Consider the following 19,067-nt stretch of genomic DNA (forward strand, 5'->3'; position numbering starts at 1 on the left):
TTCCTACTTGGCTCTTGCTGCTTTTCTCGCCTTCGCAATCGATGCCAGCGCTGTCTTCTCGCCCTTGATGCCAATCAGCTTGTACTTCTTACCCTGGAGCTTGTGATAGTTCACGAAGAACTCCTCGATCTCCTTCAGCGCCTGCTTTGGCATGTCCTTCAACCGCTTGAACTTCGCATACATATGCGTCGTCTCGGCCACCGCAACCAACCGGTCGTTCCTCACGGGCGCCATTTTCGGCGCAGTCTGCTCACCTTGAATTACCCCGATCAGTCGCCCCATAAGCGCGCAACCCGGAAACGCTGGCGCATCCATTAGCACCAGCACATCTAAAGGATCTCCATCGTCCGCCAGCGTCTGCGGCACAAAGCCAAAGTCATAAGGAAACGACATCCCCGAAGGCAGTGCGGCTTTCAAAACGAATATCTTCTGCTGCTCATCGAAGCTGTACTTGTTCCGACAACCCTTAGGCGTTTCGATGATGATCTGCAACAGCTTATCGCCACCCTCCGCGGTCCCGGTCGTGCTCTCATCTGACTTCTTCGTGAACGGTTTTAACTTCGTTGGATCCGCCAGTCCCTTGGCGGCGGCACTCTTCTTCTTTGACTGAGTCACGATATACCTCTGTGTTACAGGATTGTGAATTAGCTCGAATGGTTGCTCCGAAGCTACAGCAGCATACTTCTCGACGGTTCCTGGATCATTCCATGAAATCGGATTAGTCATTTCTCCTTTAAGGCGATACGTTGGAAAGATGTCAGAAATAGATCAAGATTCCGTGGCAGTGTCGAGACGAACGCTGATCCCCATTGTTCTAGCTTGCGCGATCTTATTTGTTGTCGGCAACGTATGGGTTGCTCTCAATTCTGTTCAAGACCTTGAACTTAGCCACAGGTGGGTGGACCACACGTGGGAAGTAATTGCCCAAGTCGAACGGACGATCGGTGCCGCAAAGGACGCCGAGACCGGGAGTCGGGGATACCTCTTAACCGGACAAAAGAACTTTTTGCAACCTTACGAGAAAGCAAAGGCTGAGCTCCCGGCAAGCCTCAATCGGTTCAAGCAACTCACTTCCGACAATCCGAGCCAACAGCGTCGGGCGGATGAGATGCGCCTTCTCATGGAGCATCGCCTAGAACTTTCAGAGCAGAACCACGCGATACGGGATGCTGCGAACGGCCGGCTAGACCCAATTCGCACAGACGAGGAAATGAACGCCGGGAAGGCGGACATGGATCGGATGCGTTTGATCGCTAACCAAATGGAGGATGAGGAGCGACGCCTACTTGCCGATCGAATACGGACAGCCAACGTCGCAGTCAAGAGAGTGCGATACACCCTTGGTGCGGCGAGTATCCTAGACCTAATCCTCATTTTGTTTATGTTTCGCTATTTTTCCCGAGAGCGTAGTCTGCGCCTCACCGCCGAACAGACGGCTCATGGCCTGGCTCTCTCCCGTCGGGAGGTTGAGCGCAAAGCAGAAGAAATCCAGATCTTAAATCAGAGCCTTGAACTTCGCGTGCAGCAAAGGACGGCCGAACTAGAAACGATCAACAAAGAGCTGGAGGCTTTTAGTTACTCGGTATCGCACGATTTGCGCGCTCCACTGAGGACGATCGACGGGTTCAGTCTCGCGCTCGAAGAGGATTATGCAGACGTAGTGGGCCCCGAAGGCAAAGACTATATCTTGCGCGTCCGAACTGGCGTTCAGCGCATGGGGAGCCTAATCGATTCACTCCTGCAACTTTCGCGCATCACCCGGGCCGATGTTGAACGCGCTGTTGTCGATCTGACGGCGCTTAGCGAAACTGTTGCCAGTCAAATTAGAGATCAAAATCCGGATCAAAACATCGAATTCACGATCGAGAAGGACTTGACGGTTCAAGCGGATGCAAAACTTCTCCGTGTTGCACTGGAAAACCTGTTCGGCAATGCAGTCAAATTTAGCTCAAAGAAGCCGGAATCCAGAGTGGACTTCGGCTGGGATCCAGAACAACTCGCTTGGTTTGTTAGAGATAACGGGGCTGGATTTGACATGCATTATAAGGATAAGCTGTTTGGTGCATTCAATCGCCTTCACGGAGACAAGGACTTTAAGGGGTCGGGAATCGGATTAGCCACAGTGGCACGAGTCGTGCGTCGGCACCATGGGAAAATTTGGGCGGACGCTAAAGAAGCAGAGGGAGCAACTTTTTGGTTTACCCTAGGAACTACGTATGACGGACCAGACAAAATTGATATTGCTAGTCGAAGATGATCCCGATCACGAAGCTCTCACCATTCGTGCCTTGAAAAAGTCCAATATGGCGAATGATATCCGAGTGGCCCGTGACGGCGAAGAAGCTGTCCAGCTACTCTGCGGACCAGACGCCATTAAGCCGCAGGTGGTCTTGCTCGACCTCAAACTACCGAAATTGGATGGCCTCGAGGTTCTGAAGCGAATTCGTGAATGCAACGAGACGCGAATGCTGCCCGTTGTCGTGCTGACCTCCTCAGACGAAGAGCGAGATGTGGTGCGGAGCTATCAGCTTGGTGTTAATAGCTATATCCGCAAACCGGTAAATTTTAGTGATTTTGCGGAAGCCACCCGCCAGCTTGGTATGTATTGGCTTGTCCTGAACGAATGTCCGCCAAACTAGATCGTCAAAATCTGACTATCCTGCTTGTCGAAGACAATCCTGACGACGCGGCGCTGCTCGAACGACATCTTCGGCGCCACGGTCTGTCACCATCGATTGTCAGAGTAGAGAATGCAGTGGCTATGCAAGAGGCACTGTCACGCGAAGCGTTACCTGACATTGTTTTGGGCGACTATAACCTGCCCAACTTCAGCGGGCCAGCAGCTCTTCAGCTTTTAAAGACTTCTGCGTTCGATATTCCCTTCATCATGCTGTCTGGTGCGGTCTCTGAACAGACCGCAGTGGACTCCATGCGTGCTGGCGCACAAGATTATGTCTCCAAAGAGAATCTCACGCGGCTCATTCCAGCGGTCGAGCGCGAGATAAAAGAAGCGAGTGGGCGCCGACAGGCAGAAGCGACCTTACGCCGTAGCGAACAGCATCTTCAACTCGCTATGGAAGGTGCGGGTCTCGGAATGTGGTCCTACGACCCTCGCGAAAAGACGTTTTCGGCAGATGCAACAATGCAGAGGATCTTCGGGTCGATCTCTGCCGTTGGTGATCTTGAATTTTGGAGCGCCCTCCTCCATCCGGATGATCGGGAGATGGCAGCGTCTCGGTTTTCAGGCGCGATGACAGAGGGCGCGCCGTATGACGTCGAATATCGCGTTATTCGTCCTGATGGAGTTCGCTGGATTCGCTCCAAGGGGCGTGTTGTCGGAATCGGTCTAGCTTCCGCCAGCATGTTTGCCATCGTCGAGGACGTTACTGACAAGAAACAAAGCGAAGAGGCTTTCAAAACAATCGCCGACCGGCTCCTTCTAGCGCAGGCCGCGGGTCGGATCGCGTCGTGGGAGTGGGAGCTCGCAACCGGTGATTTCATCTGGGACGGTGGGACCGAGTGGACGTATGGTCGGTCGACCTACGAAATGTCCCACGTCGACAAAATCTTTTCGTATCTCCATGCGGAAGATCGAGCCAGAGTGAGGAACGATTTGATTCCAGCAATCGAAGGCAGGGGAGAATATCGGTCTCAATTCCGCGTGATATGGCCAGACGGCTCGACACACTGGTTAGACGCGTGGGGAAAATCAGTCTTCAGCCCTGATGGAACCGTCACGCGACTTATCGGGATAAACGTCGACATTACCGATCGAAAATTAGCTGAAAAGGCTCTCATTCAGAATGAGAAACTAGCAGCCGTTGGTCGGTTGGCATCAAGCATCGCCCATGAGATCAATAATCCCCTCGAATCAGTCACAAACCTTCTCTACCTTGCTGAGATGAGCCAATCGCCACAAGACGTTCGAGAATACTTGGCCGCTGCAGATATCGAACTGCAACGTGTGTCGGCAATCACCAACCAGACGTTGAGGTTTCATAAGCAATCCACCAACCCGACGGAAATGAATTCACACGCCCTGATTGAAAGCATTTTGGCACTTCACAACAGCCGTTTGACAAATTCCCGTATCAAGACGGAAAAACAATTGCGTTGCCTACGGACTGTCTTCTGCTTCGAGGGCGAGATTCGTCAAGTATTAAATAACTTGATAAGCAACGCACTTGATGCCATGCATTCCGAAGGCGGGCGTCTGCTGGTGCGATGCCATGAGAGGCGCGACTGGCGAAGCGGACGAACTGGAATAAGTATCACGGTGGCCGATGATGGCCCTGGAATGGCATCAGAAACGGTCTCCAAAGTGTTCGACGCGTTCTTCACGACCAAGGGCATCGGAGGAACTGGGCTTGGGCTCTGGATAAGTCAGGAGATTATTCAACGGCATCAAGGTAGGCTACTGCTCCGGAGCAGTCAACGCCTAGGTCGCAGGGGAACTGTCTTCAGTGTTTTTCTCCCGTTCAATGCGGTGGCTCGATAAGCCCGTGCGATTATTTCGACCTCTCTATCTGCATTCGGGAAGCGGCCCAGGCTTCGGTGCCAACGCATGGAGATCGAAGTCATAGCCTTCTTGACGAGCTCTGGAAGAAAGGGCCTGCGTCCCCGCATGACCCCGGGGCTTCATTCAGTCGCCGCGCACTCATACCAACTTCGAGGTATTACGGCAGCGGCCAACCGTGTGGTCGGACGGTGTTGTAGTGGACGCGCCAGCGTTCGGCCAGCACGGGCAGTTCTTTCATCGAGTAGAAGATCTCACCGTTCAGGAACGTCTTTGCTCCTGTTTTGGCCAGCCATTTCTGTAGGTCTTTCGCGACGAACTCCGGCCCATTGTCCGAACGAAGGTGTTCCGGCACTCCCTTCATCGCCAATCTCCTGGCGAAGCCTCTGCATCCTGCTGAACTACTCCGTCGCATTCGCCAGCAACATCCGGACTGGGCACCGAGAGCGGTCTGACTTCCTGTGCGATTCGCCCGCACTGCTGTAGCTTAGACCTCAAGGTTTAGATTTAGTGCGTCAAATCAACTTTGAATCGTCTCGAGCTCAGCTGGCACGCTCGACAGACCCAATGGGAGTTTTTGGCACGCTCTTCGTAGAACGGCCGGTTTGTCAGCGCGCTACTTCAAATCTTTCCGTCACTGCATCGTACACACTAGGCGGCTTCGGGGATGATAGGAAGGTACTCATCCGCAGCGATTCTCAAGAAAGCATTGTTGATGGTCTCGTTCATGCTGTGGGTCCCAATATGGAGACGTCTAGTAGCCTTCGACACCGTTTGACAGAGTTGGTATTTGTTATCGATGGCTTCGCTTGCGCGAAAGATTACTTCAGAGCGCATATGAACCTCGTGGTGCGCCCATCCGCGACAGCACTATTACCGTTTTGATGGGAAACACTGAGTGTACGCTGAAATGCCTTTCTCCGTTATTGCAAACCACCACAGTCACCGGACCGCCCATCACAGCCGAATTTCTCTGCTTTTAGTCTCCGCGGCTATTCATAGTGTCCTGCGCGCGCACAAAGGCATAATTACTGACGTGAACCCAGCCCATAAAACGCCTATTTACGTCTGCGATCGCAAGCATCACCAAGGTAATGAGCAACGTAAAAGAGAAAACCTGGAACAGATGCAGTCTCGGGCTTACAGTATTGAATATGTTGACAGACAACAACGTTAGCAGGCCCCCCACCAGCAACACACACCAAAGGATCGCGGGAAGTCGATGCGTACTTTGAACCAACCGAGTGCGTCTATAGGTTGTCATCGCGCTCAGCTCGGAGATCGCATGGTCTTCCGCCGTATTTTCCGACGTTGAGCTCCCCTTTACGGACATAAGTGTGACCCACATCCGCTCGTTGATTTCGTGGCTCGCATTGGGAAGTCGCCCCTGTGCCATAGCCGGCCAATCGTTGTTCACCACGGCAGCAGCGTATGCGCTCGTTTCTGACTCTAGTTCTTTTCTCTGCTCTGAGGGCAGGCCGCTGGCCAGACGGTAAACATTGCGAAGTGAGCTGGCCTCCAGCTCTGCGTTAAGCGTTGCGGCACCAAACTCGTTCCATACGGCGTACAACATGAATCCCAGGATGACCGCATAGGTCGTCCCGAGAATGTTAATTGCCAACCAATCAAATCGTTTTGGTCAGGGCGCTTTTCGCGAGGCCATAGGCGGTTGAGCGTCAAGGTGAACCCCAGCGAGAGCAGACAGGTTACGAGGAGGTAAGCGACGTTCTGGGCGAGGCTGAGCATAGTACCGCCGATCGGCGGACCGCTCAACGCTGCATGGGCGTGATGGCCGCGGAAGTCCTACTGAATGCATAGATGGCTTGGGATGATCTAGCCATGCGGTCCCATCTTACCGCCCAGCCGTTCTTCATGCCACAATCCCCAACTCAGATTTTCAAACACCGCTATTGCCAGGTTCAAGAAAGGCCAAGTTTCCGATAACCCCGGCGTTTCGCCGGAAGTGGATTTCTGTTGCCAGTTCCAATGGTTGCCAGTACTCTTGCTGTGATCTACACGCAACGCACTGCATAGAGGGACCTTTGCCGCTTTCCGAAGCACATCCTGCGTCTCGCAACTCCCGCGTGCTCACGGTGTTCATCACCATCGCAAGATATTTGCTGGGCTTGGGTATTCTCATCTACGGAATCTCCAAGCTCACCAACATCCAGTTTCAGGTTTCCGCGTGGAGCTACGCCCAACCAATGAGTCAGGTGTCGGGGAGGATGCTCGCCTGGGCATTCCTCGGCTACGAGCCCTGGTTCCAGTTTCTGCTGGGAGTCTTCGAAACTATCCCAGGTTTGCTCTTGCTCAGCCGGCGAACCTGGCGGCTAGGCGCGCTTCTCCTTCTTCCCGTCATGCTCAATGTCGTCCTGATGAACTTCGCACTCGACTTATGGCACGATACCAAGGTCATCAGTTGCCTTCTGCTGTCGATGAATCTATTTCTCGTGGCCTGCGATTTCCAGCGGTATCGCTCCTTCCTCAAGGTGCTGTTACCCGCGCCCCGTCCTTTTCTAAACGGTCGAATTCAAATCGCCGCAACCGTCGCCTCCGTGCTTGTCCCGGTAGTCACCATGGGGTGCTTCTGGTTCATCGGCATGATGCCGGCCAATCGCGCCATGGCACAGATCGCTGACCTCGTCGGAACCCGTCAAATCAACGGTGCGGGCACATGGGGAGTAGATCGCATCATTATGGGCGGTCAAGTCATTCCAGGCGCCCCAGATCGAAAAATGTACTTCGACATCTTTATGCAATGCGGTTACCAGTCGGGCCTCGAAAAGTCGCTCGGCAGTTACACCGCCAGCCGCGACAAGCACTCGCTCAACATAACGGGGCTGACCCTCGGCCAAGATTCCTCACCCATCATCGCCAACTACAGCCTCCAAGGCAAAACCCTCACGATCGAAGGTCAACGCAGCGGACACCCAGTGGAGATTGTCCTCCGCCGGCTCAACTGGGGACCGCTGCTGCCATTTAGTCGTTAGCAAAAACCACCGCCTTTTACGGCCCCCTCCACCGGCCTTTCGTCTCCGCGCAAGATGTATGTTCCCGACGGTGGCGACAAGTGAACGTCGACCTCTGACGGCGCTGTGGTGAGGACGCTGCTAGATGGAAACATCTGAGAGGTATCCATCACCGACTTCGCTGCCTATCCGGCAACCTCTCTGGGCCTACGCAATTGTCCCCCTTCCATGCGTGGCTCATCACCCGTTCTAATGCACGCATTCGCCTCTTCGATGCTTGTGAAGTAAGGCATCCACAGAGGACAGCAGGCCACTTCCACTTCGGCCACAGGGCCAAATCGGCGCATCGGAACACCGCATACCAGTGACGTCAAGAGACCTGCCAGTCCTGGGGAACACATCAGGCCCAGCACGAGCGGCCAATGACGCTGCATCTTATACTTCGCAAGCAGCACCCACCAAGGCGCACTCAGGACAAGGGTCGCGCTTAGAAAGACAACGATTTGCCTACCGGTGCCCAACTTGTCTGTTTGGCCACTCTCGTTCATTTGAGCCCCTTCTTCATGTGGCATGAATATGGGAACTATAGCACTAGGTCCCTCGACATAAGTACCGAGAAACGCGCTTCTCATAAGTCAGGAATCGTTTCCGACAAGCAGACTTCTGAGGACCAAAAGGCGTGGCTTCCATCTATCATGCAATGAGGGAGTGAATCATGGTGCGAGTTGTATTTTCCGCAGTGTTCATTTGCGCAACTTCCGGGTTGTTGGCCCAATCGTCCAAACCAGCGGTGCCGGACGGTAGGCAACTTGCGACCGGCCAATACTGCTACACAATCACCGAGGTGAAAGACGGCGCGGAAACTTCGGTCGGAGTCACTTTCCAGAGCATCTCACGTGGGCAGTCTGAAGGAATTGACACCCTAGCCATTGTGGTTCACCAGCACCCTTTTTAGCGGTAAGTTCGACATGCGCGACAGCCTTCTACTCCGTCGCGATAATCTGCGCCCAATACGGCTCGATTCCGACCGCGACGGAGCCCCACATGTTCATCTGGATTACACTGACCGTCACATCTCGGGCTGGAAGATGGCCAAGGGAACGAAACAGACGATCAGCGTCGACCTGAACGGTCCAGTGTGGGACGGCAATCTCTGGGGTCAAACGTTTGCAGCGATGCCGCTCAGTACCGGCGCATCACTTACGCTGCCCGCCTATCAGTACGATTCCGGCCTGGGTATGTTCTACATCGACGTTCAGGGGCAGCGGGAGGAAGCACTGCCGACTGGACAAGTCAAGGCCTGGGTTATCAAGACCAGACTGGGTTCTTCCCCGCAGATCGAGTACACCGTTTCTACGAATCCTGGACTTGAACTTGCCTATGCTGCAGGTCCTTCCGCACAGCACATGGGGGGAGACTGTAAAGGCGTCAGTTAGCGTTCTGGTCATAAATAACGAGAAACGCTCTTGTCGCCGGTTAACCCTTACTGACGCTAAGCCGACTTGTTGTTACCAATCCGTCTAGGCTTCGAGATCGCCGAGCTTTTTGATCTTTTCGGTCCAGATGTGTATCAATTGAGAGCATGGCGAAAAGCACCGACACTTCGAAGATGGGTCGCCCGCGAGGATTCGACACGACGGCAGCGCTGGATGCGGCGATGCGTGTTTTTTGGGAGAAGGGCTACGAAGGAGCTACGCTCAAAGATTTGACGGATGCCATGCGGATCAACCGCTCCAGCATGTGGGTGGCTTTCGGAAACAAGGAAGAGCTTTTCAAGAAGGCTTTTGAGCGCTATGTCAGTACGTACCAAGCGTTCATGGGGGCGGCTCTGCAGAAGCCGACCGTTCGGGAGATCATCGAATCGTCCTTGCGTGGCACCGTTGATTTTTTGTCGACCTCGGGTAATCCGAAGGGCTGCCTTTCGCTCAATGCCGCGCTTGCAGTGGGGGATGAAGCTGAGCCGATCAAGCGGTGGATGCTACAAGGCAGGAAGCAAGGCGAATCTTTGGCAAAGAAGCGTTTCGAGCAGGCCAAACGGACGGGAGAACTTGGAGCCAAGGTGGACGCGGCAGCTCTAGCGCGTTATGTCGGAACGCTTCTCCAGGGACTGTGTATTCAAGGGGCAAGCGGTGCGACTAAAGCAGAGATGACCAAAGTTGTGGATACCGCGCTTGGGTTCATGGGCTACTAGACCCACAATGCAAGCGAACGATCAAAAGGTTCACGCCCACATCGATTGGGAGCGTGAACCTTTTTCAACGCATTTCGGTTAGAAAGAGAAACCGCCGTTGACATGGAAGTTCTGCCCCGTGATCCAAATGGCGCGTGGTGAAAGCAGAAAGACCGACGCTTCGGCGATATCTGAAGGAATACCAAGGCGTCCCAGCGGAACCATCTGAGCAGCGGCTTCCGGTGGAGCGCCCATCGCGGCCATGAGTTCGTTACGGATGATGTCACCACCCGGCGTTTCGACGCCACCAGGAGTAACGATGTTCACACGAATCTTGTGAGCAGCGCCCAGTTCTTTCGCCATAGCCTTCGTGTAGTAGTTCATCGCAGCCTTGCTTGCGCCGTAATGAACCAGAGGCCCGTTGCCAGGGAGATCGCTGCCGGAAGAGATGTTCAGAATGGAACCCTGAGTTGATTCCTTCAACGCTGGCAACGCTGCATTGGTAACCCGAACTACTGAAAGAAGGTTCGACGCGATGGTCCGCTGCCAAAGCTCATCCGAGATGGCTTCGGAATTCGGCAACACCAGCTTCGCTTCGGCCGCATTGTTGACCAGAATGTCCAGGCCGCCGAGCGCCTTGATGGACTCTTCGACGAGTTGTTTGCATCCTTCCAGAGTAAGGATGTCGCCCTTGATGAACGTGGCACCTGCGGGAGTCTGCTCGTGACGATTGCGCGCAACGACCGCGACCTTAGCGCCGCCATCAAGAAGACGCTGGGCGATGGCGGCACCGATTCCTCGGGAGCCTCCAGTGATAAGAGCGCGGCGACCCGCGAACTCTTTGGATAGATCAATAGCTGAATTCGACATACTTTCCTTTCTCCTTAGTAACGCAGCTTGTAGACCTTGCATTCATAACATCTGAACCTTACGATTCAGATATAAAGCGATTCATTCAGATTCAGAATTTATAGGTTTCGGCTACAACAAGGGGCGGCGGAGGTTGACGCGATCTATGACTCACAAAACGTCAACTGACTTTTGAATCTCCGGCCGCTGTTATTACATCTGAACCGATAGATACGGAACGTAGTCGATTCCAATGAGAAGGGATTACAACATTGGGCAAAATACTAGTGACCGGCGCGAGCGGCGTCGTCGGCAGACACGTGCTTCTTCACCTGCTTGAGCAAAAATCAGCCGATCAGTTGGTCGGTCTAGTTCGGGATCTGTCGAAAGCTGAAGATTTAGCGGCCAAAGGTATTGAGCTGCGCCAGGGCGACTATCTCGACCCGGAGTCACTCGACCGCGCTTTCGTTGGTATCGACAAGCTCATGTTGACAGCCACACATGCATTCACTGATCGCAATACCGCTCATGCCAATGCCATCGACGCGGCGGTTAAAGCTGGAGTGAAGCATCTGGTCGCCATGCCAATCATGCGCAAGCCAACCTCAACCTTCACGATGAAAGAGATCACGGCAGAAGACATCTTCACCAAGGACAGGATCCTCTCATCTGGGCTTGCCTACACGTTCGCAGAACATCCGCCCTTTCTCGACAACATTCACTTCTATATTGGGCAAAGGGCACACGAAACCGGCGTGCTCGTTCCCGCTGGTGACGGTAAATTCACGGCGGCGACTCGTGATGATCTGGGAGCGGCGCACGCTGCGATCCTGGCTGGCAGTGGACATGAGGGTAAAACCTATCGCCTGACAGGAAACCCCGCTATCAGCTTCGCGGACATTGCGAGCATTCTGTCTGAAGTCACAGACAAGAGGGTCCCGTACAAGGCTGTTTCAGAGGAGGAATATACCCGGATCAAATCTTCCGAAGGCTGGCCCGCATTTGTGGTGGACTTCGCAAAAGGTTGGGTACATGGGATGAATACCGGTGAGTGGGCGGAGGAAACTGACGATCTGGAAACCCTTCTAGGCCGCAAACCAACCTCTCCTGCGGGTTTCTTCCGCAATCACTACATCACTGACTGATTGTCCGTTCGGAAAGCGAAGGAGAAAAGTATGCGAATCGGCTTCATCGGGGCTGGGAGTGTCGCCCAGACCATTTCGAAGCACGTCTTGCCTCTCGGCCATCGAGTGCTCCTGAGCAACACCATGGGGCCAGAGTTTCTTACCAAGCTTGTTCAGGAACTGGGTTCTGGTGCGGAAGCAGGAACGCCTCAACAAGCCGCAGAGAAGGATATCGTTGTGCTTGCTGTCATGTGGCCGCAAGTTGAAGCGGCTCTGGCTGCCGTTCCCGACTGGAAGGGCCGCGTCCTGGTCGATGCGACGAATCGCATTGCGAGTATGAGCCCGTTCAGCCTCGGCGATATCTCGGGCCGCACTTCGAGCGAGATCATCGCGGACCATGCGCCGGGGGCGAAGATCGTCAAGGCCTTCAACTCTGTTCCGATGGCCTGGATCTCGGACTTCAGCGCCGGCTGGAGCGCAAGGCAGATCGTGGACGGTACGGGAAATTCACCCGAACCCAGTGAAGATATATGCATACCAACACGAACTAGTTCCCGGCGGTGTTTTCGACTGCAGACCACTACAGTACGTGCGCGATATGAACAATAACGACACCCCTTGGACTCCATGGGTACCGCTGGGAGATGTAATCGATTATCGAGCCTTCGAGTCCCCGCTCGATTCCAATGGTGTGTGCAGCGGGGGTTGGGTAACCTCTTACACTCTCGACGGTGGTCCCGGTGGACCAGGGGTTTCCACAATCCAGTAATGATCAGCCAGCAATATTCGCTATTTATTCCTCGTAAAATGTGGATGGGCGGTGAACACGCGTCAATGACGGGCTGCGGTTTGCGGGAAAGATTTGCTGCAACTGCAAGTGCATGCTCAATCCGCGCTACACGGGCCGGGAGCCGTGGGGAGACCCGTTGAGACCGCCCAGGTTTTCGGCAACTTCGAAGCTCCCCGCCGTCTCTACCGGACCAAGTTGTTGAAATGTACGAGACAGATCACGGTTCACCAAGCATCTGAGTGGGTGAGGGACACGCATGATCAATGACCTTTGGTACAAAAATGCAATGATTTACTGTGTCTCCGTGGCCACCTACCTGGACACCAACGGTGATGGGATCGGAGATTTTCAGGGCATCATGCGACGACTTGATTACCTGCAAGGACTGGGCGTTACCGCCATTTGGCTCATGCCCTTTCAGCCTTCACCGGGACGCGATGACGGATACGATGTTGCCGACTACTACGGCGTCGATCAGCGCTATGGAACTATGGGTGACTTCGTCGAATTCACCCACGGCTGCCAGCAGCGCGGCATGCGCGTCCTGATCGACCTTGTGGTGAACCACACCTCGGACCAGCACCCGTGGTTCCAGTCCGCTCGCCGCGATCCAAAATCAAAATACCGTGACTGGTATGTCTGGTCGAAGAAGAAGCCAAAGGACGCTGCGAAAGGGATCGTCTTCCCGGGGGTGCAGCGCTCAACGTGGGATAAGGACGCAGTCGCCGGGGAATATTACTTTCATCGCTTTTATGACTTTCAGCCCGATCTCAACACCGCAAACCCCGAGGTACAGGCCGAGATTCTCAAGATCATGGGCTTCTGGCTGCAGTTGGGCGTCTCCGGATTTCGCATGGACGCCGTCCCGTTCGTAATTTCGGCTAAGGGTGCGGACGCAGGCCAGAAGCCCGTGGAGCACTACGACATGCTCCGTGAATTCAGCCAGTTTCTCACCTGGCGCGAGGGCGAGGCCATCATTCTGGCTGAGGCCAACGTCCTGCCCGGAACCGACCTGAACTACTTTGGCAAGGCTGGCGAGCGACTTCAAATGATGTTTAACTTCGACGTCAACCAGCATCTCTTCTATGCCCTGGCGAGCGCCGACGCCCGACCGCTTGTCAAGGCCATGAAGGACACCAGGCCACGGCCGGCTACCGCGCAGTGGGGACAGTTCCTGCGCAACCATGACGAGCTCGATCTTGGGCGGCTCGAACCGCAGCAGAGGCAAACCGTCTTCGACGCCTTTGGCCCTGAGCCGGAAATGCAGCTCTACAAACGTGGAATACGACGAAGGCTTGCGCCCATGCTCGGCGGCGACAGAAGACGCCTGGAGCTGGCCTACAGCCTCATTCTTACGCTTCCCGGGACGCCTGTCATTCGCTACGGCGATGAGATTGGCATGGGAGACGACCTGCGCCTTCCAGAAAGAAACTGCGCGCGTACGCCCATGCAGTGGTCCACGGAGCCGAATGCGGGATTCACCGAAAGCGAACACCCGATTCTTCCCGTCATCGACCACGGCCCGTATGGCTTCCATCATGTGAACGCGGCCGATCAGCGCCGTGATCCGAACTCACTGCTCAATTGGATGGAGCGCATGATCCGTATGCGGAAAGAGGTGCCGGAGATCGGATGGGGCGACTTTCGGTTCGTGAGCACAGGGACTGAAAAAGTCCTCGCCATGCACTACGAGTGGCGTAACAACGCGGTCGTATGCGTGCATAACCTCGAGGGAACTCCAACGGAAATACGGATGACCCTGGAACATGATGGCGAGAGTTGCGTGCTGGTAAATCTGCTCTCGAACGATCACAGCGAACCGAACAAGAAAGGCAAGCATGCTATCGTGATGGAGCCCTATGGATATCGTTGGTTTCGCGTCTGCGGTTTGGACTATCTACTGAAACGGGATGATGCTTGAGACGTGAGCGTTCACTTGATTTCTGAAAGTCGGGTGGTCTCAATGGGTCGATGCAACACTCAGCTCAGACCCACACTCATTGAAAACAAAAGCTAAAGACGCTGGATAGGGTTAGATCAGGCCGGAGCCTCACCCTGGCTAGCTTTGGCCGAATAGGTCAAATAGATAATTCTTCAGCGTAAGCATTCGTGGATCAGCTGTTTAGATGTAGTGTTGCATCGACCGGTTGAGCCGGCACCGTTTTCCGGGAAATACCTTTTGGCACGGATTGAATACGCGCCCAATTCCATCGCAAGTCGCTTCAGCTAGTCGTATTCAGCGCCCCATACAGAATCATCGTCGGCGAATTGACGAAGGACATTGGAACGGCTTTCAAGTAGAGCCGCCAGCTCCGGGTTCGGCTCAACGGTTGCGATGCGTATATGGGGATGGGGCACTCCCTTCCGCATGTGCTCTGCGACCTCCTTCCACGTTTCGGCGAAGGCCAGCAAGGCTTTTCGAGGGTGCGTTACGCTTGCTGCCGAAAGGTAGTCTGTCGGAAGATCGCCGGAGATCGCCCACCAACCGACGTAGCCAGGAGCTCGCAGACTCTCGACAGCCCAGATCGACACATAAGGGGCGACGTGCCAAGCAGGCCAAGCGCCGACCTCACCGTGAACCACCGACTCTTGGGCAAGGTATTTGGTGACAGCTAGACGACGTTCGCCGTACCAGTGTGCGTCTACATTCGGATCGTCCCAGTCTAGAATCTCCATGAACAGATTATCGCTGCAAGGCCGGAAATATGGCCGGCATAGGCGTCCTTTCCGCAGCTGCCTGCAAAGTCGGGTTTTGGCTAAGTTCGCCAATGCCCGTACGGGCGAATGAACTTAGCCAAATCGCCGTTTCCGGGGAACCTCGATCGCGAAAGCCCTGAACAAGTGCACTGACCTGTTCTCGTCGGATGACACGATGCTTTCGGGTCGAGGCTTAGACCCGCACAAGATTGTTCTAAAGGGCCTCGATGGTGGTCGGAGAAAATCCAGGCGCTTCACGAGTTGCCCTCGGAATATCTCGTTAAAGTGTGCCTGCAACTTCCGGGAAGCTGCTTATAGGGCTGGCCAGGACAGGCGTTGACGCATCTGCCCAACTCGTTCACTTCGCGAGCAAGTCGTCAAATACGAAGCGAAGAAAATCCTTTAGCGGGGCGTCATTCTCGTCGGCCTGAGAACGGAGCAGAGCTCCCTCCCAGCTATTGAGCAGGAAGCCCGCAAGCGATTCAAACTTCGTCGATTGTGGCAACTCGCCTTTTTCCACGGCCTCGCGAAGCACTGAGGCAATCGCAGCCTGCCAATGCGTAAAGCTGAAACTGAGGCAACTCTGCAGCAATGGGCTTGCGTCAGCAACCTCCAGGCTAAGGCTTCCGAGCAGGCAGCCGGCAATCGGAGCCGACTGGCCAGCCATCTGGATCAATTCTTCGAAGTAGCGTCGCAGCCGTTTGAGCGGCGCCTGACGCGTATTGTTGAGAACCGTGTCCACGTGCTTTGCTTCGAGCGTGAAGTAGCGCTCGATCACTGCAGCGGTGAACTCTTCCTTGCTGCCGAAGTGATGATAGAAGGAGCCCTTGGGCACACCAGCGGCGTGCAGAATCTCCTGAAGCCCGGTAGCGCCATAGCCATGCTTGCGCATGAGCTCGAGCCCAACCTCGATCAGGCGATCGCGCGTCGACGAAGAAGTCATCTTTGTGCCGAACGGGCTCTTCAACGCGACTTTTTCTTTGGAAGCCATCATTGCCCATTCCTTCTGATCGGAGTACGCAGCCCCCACGCCCGCGCGTGGAGGCCAACATCCATATCGTACTTGCTGCAACGCGGTCGCTGCCTTACTTCTGCACCCCTACGCCGTATCGGGGAGCTGGATCTCTGCGCGAGAGGTTTGGAGCAAGCGCCAAACGGGCCTTCTCGTAGGTAGCAAAGTCCGCAGCGTTGGGCAGCGAAGGGACCGTGACGAACTCACCTTGGTCCAGACCGGCGAGCGACGCGTCGACCATGTTGTCGGTGGTCATCACCCACTCTGGAGGAAAGTCAGTATGAACGTTCACGCCAGACTTCTCCCACAGCGACGTCGCGGTTGCTCCGGGCAACACTACTTGCACGGTGACACCTTTGTCCGCCAGCTCGTTCTTGAGTGAGGTGCTGAAGTTCTGCACGTACGCCTTGCTACCGCTGTAAGAACCATTCAGGAGCTCGGGTGCCAGCGCCACGATGGAACCGATGTTGATGATGAGACCGCTGGACCGCTTTGCGAAGCTGGTTGCTGCAGCAATTGCGAGGCGGGTGAAGGCGGTGACATTGATCTGGATGATTTGATCGAGGTAATCCGGGTCGGACGCCAGCAACTTGCTGGCCGAGGCGATGCCTGCGTTGTTCACGAACGCGGTGATGGCCGTGTCGGTAGCGAGACGGTCTGCAACGCGCTTGACGTCAGCGGCGACGGAGAGGTCGGCTTGCAGCGTTTCAGCCTTACGGCCAGTGGTGGACTGGATCGACTTTGCAACTTCGTCCAGCTTGTCTTTGCTTCGCGCGACGAGAATAAGATCATAGCCACGCTTGGCGAGCCGGTCGGCGTAAACGGCGCCGATTCCTGTGGAAGCGCCTGTAATGAGGGCGGCGCCTTTGTTATTGGACATGGTGTTCTCCTTTTTTGGACCTGTGCTTCTTGAGGCACATGCATATGAGTAGACCAGTCGGTCTATAGATTCAGACTTTCTATCTTTTCTTCTCAGGACTCCAGGGCAACTCATTGTGCATAGCTCTTTCTAGTCCGTTCCCGTTCGGCAACTTCCTCCCTAAGTATGTCGTTTGATATATCTAGTTAGGGGGACACAGAATGCAGATCAACGGTGTCAGCTGCACTTTCCATCACATGGGGATACCCACATCAGAAAAGAGGCCGCGGGAGCGCTACAGCCAGATGTTCGGGATGTACACCAGCGATAGTCATTGTAAAAGTCTCCGAATTCAGTGGCACCGCTTTGAGCCGGGCTCACAGCTGCACCCTCTTCTCCAGACCCTTCCCCATGTTGCTTTGAAGGTCGATGACCTGGAGAGGGCGAGCACAGGCTACAACATCTTACTCGGCCCTTATGAACCAATCCCAGGATTTCGGGTAGCGGTTGTCGAGGATGGAGGCCAACCGATTGAACTTGTTCAGACAACACTGACTGATGCACAACTCTGGGAGCGTGCGTTAACCGAAAGCATTCTGTAACGGCAAACTCGAACCTCTCTTGCCTTGCCTGAACTTCTGTCCGTCGAACTTCCTGAAAAGTCGGGTTTTCGGCAACTTCGGAAATTCCATCTGTCAGGCCGGGCTGCGTTACATACCGGTCCGGGAAAATGTTCCGCAAATCCGCTCACGGGCGCGTTCCGTGGCTGCATCCTATGTCACAAAGCGATTAGGAGAACATCATGACTGCAACTCAGAAAAAAGATAATCAGGAACACAAAATCGATCTCACAGCTCCAGCCGGCAGCGAAAGCTCCCTCGGTGCGGAGAGTGACCGCGATGGCCGCCCCACGACCGATGACAGCGTGGTCGAGGCCATCGACGAAGTAGGGCCTGGCATCCCCAATCCATCCGACTCCGGCAAGGGCGGCAGCTAGCAAGGGGGGAACCCCCTTTCCTAACCCTCGCGGTGGGTCGGCTCGGTAGCTTTAGAGGCCTTGCGCAGCTCGCCAGCTTGTTAGATATGCTCTTGTGCAGATCGAGTTTCAGGCAAGGAAAGTGCAACTGCGGACCGTCCTTAAGGGACAGGCTGGCGATCCTCGGAATAGTGGACATGGACCAGCCGCCATTTTCCGGATTCTTTGCGATACACCTGGGTTTCGACGCCGCGCGTGGTCACTGCCGAACCGTCTTTGCGCATCGTCGCATGAAAGGTCCAGTGAAACTCCGACCAGCCCGCATTTCCATTAACGTGGACTTCTACGGCGCGTATCTCGAGATTACGAGTCGAAAACATACCGTCCATTATCTTCTGAAAAACTTGTTTCTCGATGGCTTCGAAGCCGTGCTCCTCGCCGAGTGGATACACGAACGAGACCTCGGGCGACTGCCACCAGATTTGCGAGAGGAGATTCAGGTCGACGGTATCTACTGCTTTCACGTACTGCGCAATGAGTTCATGGATTGACGCGACGTCTTTTCGCTGGCCGGTATCGGTCTGTCCCGCTGCGAAGGCAGGCATGAGCCAAACGATACCAGCGAGAAGAATGCGGGATGCCATTTCGTTCTGAGTTTATCTCCAACCGGTCACAGTGGTCGATCGATCTGTGGCCCAGAATCTTGAAATCGCACTCTGAGGCGAGAAGCACAGAAGTCGCACAGCGCGGCGACAAACATGACTACGATTCCAATGCAAAGCACGGGGGCTAGAAGTACGATAAGGAAAGCTCTGCCTGCGGAATTGAGCATTGCTAGCCAGAAGACGGTGCAGAAGCGCCGTAAGTTGCAGCCAATGATCATCAATCCCTAAGCTTCCGCATCGAGGCTGCGCTTGTTCCGGCCTCCCTTCGGCGTCTCAGCCACGGTCTTGTGGAATCATTGAATGAACCGAATTGTGCCGCCTATCAGAATCGATTTTAGTTGCCGCCGAACGGCCAATGTGCTCGTTGCGCTCTGGAGAGCTATGTCTCCGGGTTCCCCAAAAGTCGGGTTATCGGCAACTTTGGGCCGAGTCGCCGAAAA

At 54.8% G+C, this 19,067-nt stretch carries 18 protein-coding genes and 1 pseudogene; 10 read left to right on the forward strand and 9 right to left on the reverse strand.

Features of this window, described 5'->3' with window-relative positions; all coding sequences use genetic code 11:
* Window positions 1–3: 3 nt before the first annotated feature.
* The gene (locus GSQ80_RS09475; RefSeq protein ID WP_158787423.1) at window positions 4–726 is read right to left on the reverse strand and encodes an inorganic diphosphatase; all 723 of its coding nucleotides are present in this window, start codon (window positions 724–726) and stop codon (window positions 4–6) included.
* 28 nt (window positions 727–754) lie between these two features.
* Between GSQ80_RS09475 and GSQ80_RS09480 the strand changes: the two genes are divergently transcribed.
* The 3 genes from GSQ80_RS09480 to GSQ80_RS09490 are packed head-to-tail and all read left to right on the forward strand — an operon-like array spanning window position 755 to window position 4,498.
* Entirely contained in the window at window positions 755–2,257 is a 1,503-nt protein-coding gene (locus GSQ80_RS09480) for a CHASE3 domain-containing protein (RefSeq protein ID WP_158787424.1), read from the forward strand.
* Window positions 2,217–2,639, forward strand: coding sequence for a response regulator (locus GSQ80_RS09485; protein WP_158787425.1), 423 nt, complete (start codon window positions 2,217–2,219; stop codon window positions 2,637–2,639). The genes GSQ80_RS09480 and GSQ80_RS09485 overlap by 41 nt, the downstream gene beginning before the upstream one ends.
* Entirely contained in the window at window positions 2,624–4,498 is a 1,875-nt protein-coding gene (locus GSQ80_RS09490) for a hybrid sensor histidine kinase/response regulator (RefSeq protein WP_158787426.1), read from the forward strand. The genes GSQ80_RS09485 and GSQ80_RS09490 overlap by 16 nt, the downstream gene beginning before the upstream one ends.
* Window positions 4,499–4,694: 196 nt before the next feature.
* On the opposite strand, the pseudogene GSQ80_RS09495 reads toward GSQ80_RS09490, so the two are convergent.
* The 3 genes and pseudogenes from GSQ80_RS09495 to GSQ80_RS09505 all read right to left on the reverse strand — a co-directional run.
* Window positions 4,695–4,880: pseudogene (locus tag GSQ80_RS09495) on the reverse strand (integrase core domain-containing protein); the annotation flags it as partial.
* 287 nt (window positions 4,881–5,167) lie between these two features.
* The gene (locus GSQ80_RS09500; protein ID WP_158787427.1) at window positions 5,168–5,353 is read right to left on the reverse strand and encodes a hypothetical protein; all 186 of its coding nucleotides are present in this window, start codon (window positions 5,351–5,353) and stop codon (window positions 5,168–5,170) included.
* A gap of 142 nt (window positions 5,354–5,495) precedes the next feature.
* Window positions 5,496–6,137 (reverse strand): DUF4239 domain-containing protein, encoded by a 642-nt coding sequence (locus tag GSQ80_RS09505; RefSeq protein ID WP_158787428.1) that lies wholly within the window; start codon window positions 6,135–6,137, stop codon window positions 5,496–5,498.
* 421 nt (window positions 6,138–6,558) lie between these two features.
* On the opposite strand from GSQ80_RS09505, the gene GSQ80_RS09510 reads away from it, so the two are divergent.
* The 3 genes from GSQ80_RS09510 to GSQ80_RS09520 all read left to right on the forward strand — a co-directional run bounded on the left by GSQ80_RS09510 (window position 6,559) and on the right by GSQ80_RS09520 (window position 9,676).
* A complete protein-coding gene (locus GSQ80_RS09510; RefSeq protein WP_158787429.1) occupies window positions 6,559–7,506 on the forward strand; it encodes a hypothetical protein in 948 nt (315 codons plus the stop codon).
* Window positions 7,507–8,414: 908 nt separating this feature from the next.
* The gene (locus GSQ80_RS09515) at window positions 8,415–8,921 is read left to right on the forward strand and encodes a hypothetical protein (protein ID WP_158787430.1); all 507 of its coding nucleotides are present in this window, start codon (window positions 8,415–8,417) and stop codon (window positions 8,919–8,921) included.
* 146 nt (window positions 8,922–9,067) lie between these two features.
* The gene (locus GSQ80_RS09520; RefSeq protein ID WP_158787431.1) at window positions 9,068–9,676 is read left to right on the forward strand and encodes a TetR/AcrR family transcriptional regulator; all 609 of its coding nucleotides are present in this window, start codon (window positions 9,068–9,070) and stop codon (window positions 9,674–9,676) included.
* Window positions 9,677–9,754: 78 nt separating this feature from the next.
* Here GSQ80_RS09520 and GSQ80_RS09525 read toward each other — a convergent pair whose 3' ends face one another.
* Entirely contained in the window at window positions 9,755–10,567 is an 813-nt protein-coding gene (locus tag GSQ80_RS09525) for an oxidoreductase (RefSeq protein ID WP_216850248.1), read from the reverse strand.
* A 209-nt stretch (window positions 10,568–10,776) separates the two neighbouring features.
* Here GSQ80_RS09525 and GSQ80_RS09530 point away from each other — a divergent pair, with 209 nt between their 5' ends.
* The 3 genes from GSQ80_RS09530 (at window position 10,777) to GSQ80_RS09540 (ending at window position 14,339) form a co-directional block, all read left to right on the forward strand.
* Window positions 10,777–11,649: an SDR family oxidoreductase gene (locus tag GSQ80_RS09530; protein ID WP_158787432.1), complete on the forward strand. Its 873-nt coding sequence runs from the start codon at window positions 10,777–10,779 to the stop codon at window positions 11,647–11,649.
* Window positions 11,650–11,679: 30 nt separating this feature from the next.
* Window positions 11,680–12,237, forward strand: coding sequence for an NADPH-dependent F420 reductase (locus tag GSQ80_RS09535; RefSeq protein ID WP_158787433.1), 558 nt, complete (start codon window positions 11,680–11,682; stop codon window positions 12,235–12,237).
* Window positions 12,238–12,674: 437 nt separating this feature from the next.
* The gene (locus GSQ80_RS09540; protein WP_158787434.1) at window positions 12,675–14,339 is read left to right on the forward strand and encodes an alpha-amylase family protein; all 1,665 of its coding nucleotides are present in this window, start codon (window positions 12,675–12,677) and stop codon (window positions 14,337–14,339) included.
* A 305-nt stretch (window positions 14,340–14,644) separates the two neighbouring features.
* On the opposite strand, the gene GSQ80_RS09545 is transcribed toward GSQ80_RS09540, so the two are convergent.
* The 3 genes from GSQ80_RS09545 to GSQ80_RS09555 form a co-directional block, all read right to left on the reverse strand.
* Window positions 14,645–15,094, reverse strand: a complete 450-nt coding sequence (locus tag GSQ80_RS09545; protein WP_158787435.1) for a DUF4826 family protein — start codon at window positions 15,092–15,094, stop codon at window positions 14,645–14,647.
* A gap of 379 nt (window positions 15,095–15,473) precedes the next feature.
* Window positions 15,474–16,109: a TetR/AcrR family transcriptional regulator gene (locus GSQ80_RS09550; RefSeq protein WP_254059554.1), complete on the reverse strand. Its 636-nt coding sequence runs from the start codon at window positions 16,107–16,109 to the stop codon at window positions 15,474–15,476.
* 91 nt (window positions 16,110–16,200) lie between these two features.
* Window positions 16,201–17,007 (reverse strand): SDR family oxidoreductase, encoded by an 807-nt coding sequence (locus GSQ80_RS09555; protein WP_158787436.1) that lies wholly within the window; start codon window positions 17,005–17,007, stop codon window positions 16,201–16,203.
* Between the two features lie 781 nt (window positions 17,008–17,788).
* Between GSQ80_RS09555 and GSQ80_RS09560 the strand changes: the two genes are divergently transcribed.
* Window positions 17,789–17,983, forward strand: a complete 195-nt coding sequence (locus tag GSQ80_RS09560; RefSeq protein ID WP_158787437.1) for a hypothetical protein — start codon at window positions 17,789–17,791, stop codon at window positions 17,981–17,983.
* 140 nt (window positions 17,984–18,123) lie between these two features.
* On the opposite strand, the gene GSQ80_RS09565 is transcribed toward GSQ80_RS09560, so the two are convergent.
* On the reverse strand, window positions 18,124–18,606 hold the full coding sequence (locus GSQ80_RS09565) for a DUF4440 domain-containing protein (RefSeq protein ID WP_158787438.1): 483 nt from the start codon (window positions 18,604–18,606) through the stop codon (window positions 18,124–18,126).
* Between the last annotated feature and the right edge of the window lie 461 nt (window positions 18,607–19,067).

It is taken from the genome of Granulicella sp. L46, from assembly GCF_009765785.1.
Classification (GTDB): domain Bacteria; phylum Acidobacteriota; class Terriglobia; order Terriglobales; family Acidobacteriaceae; genus Granulicella.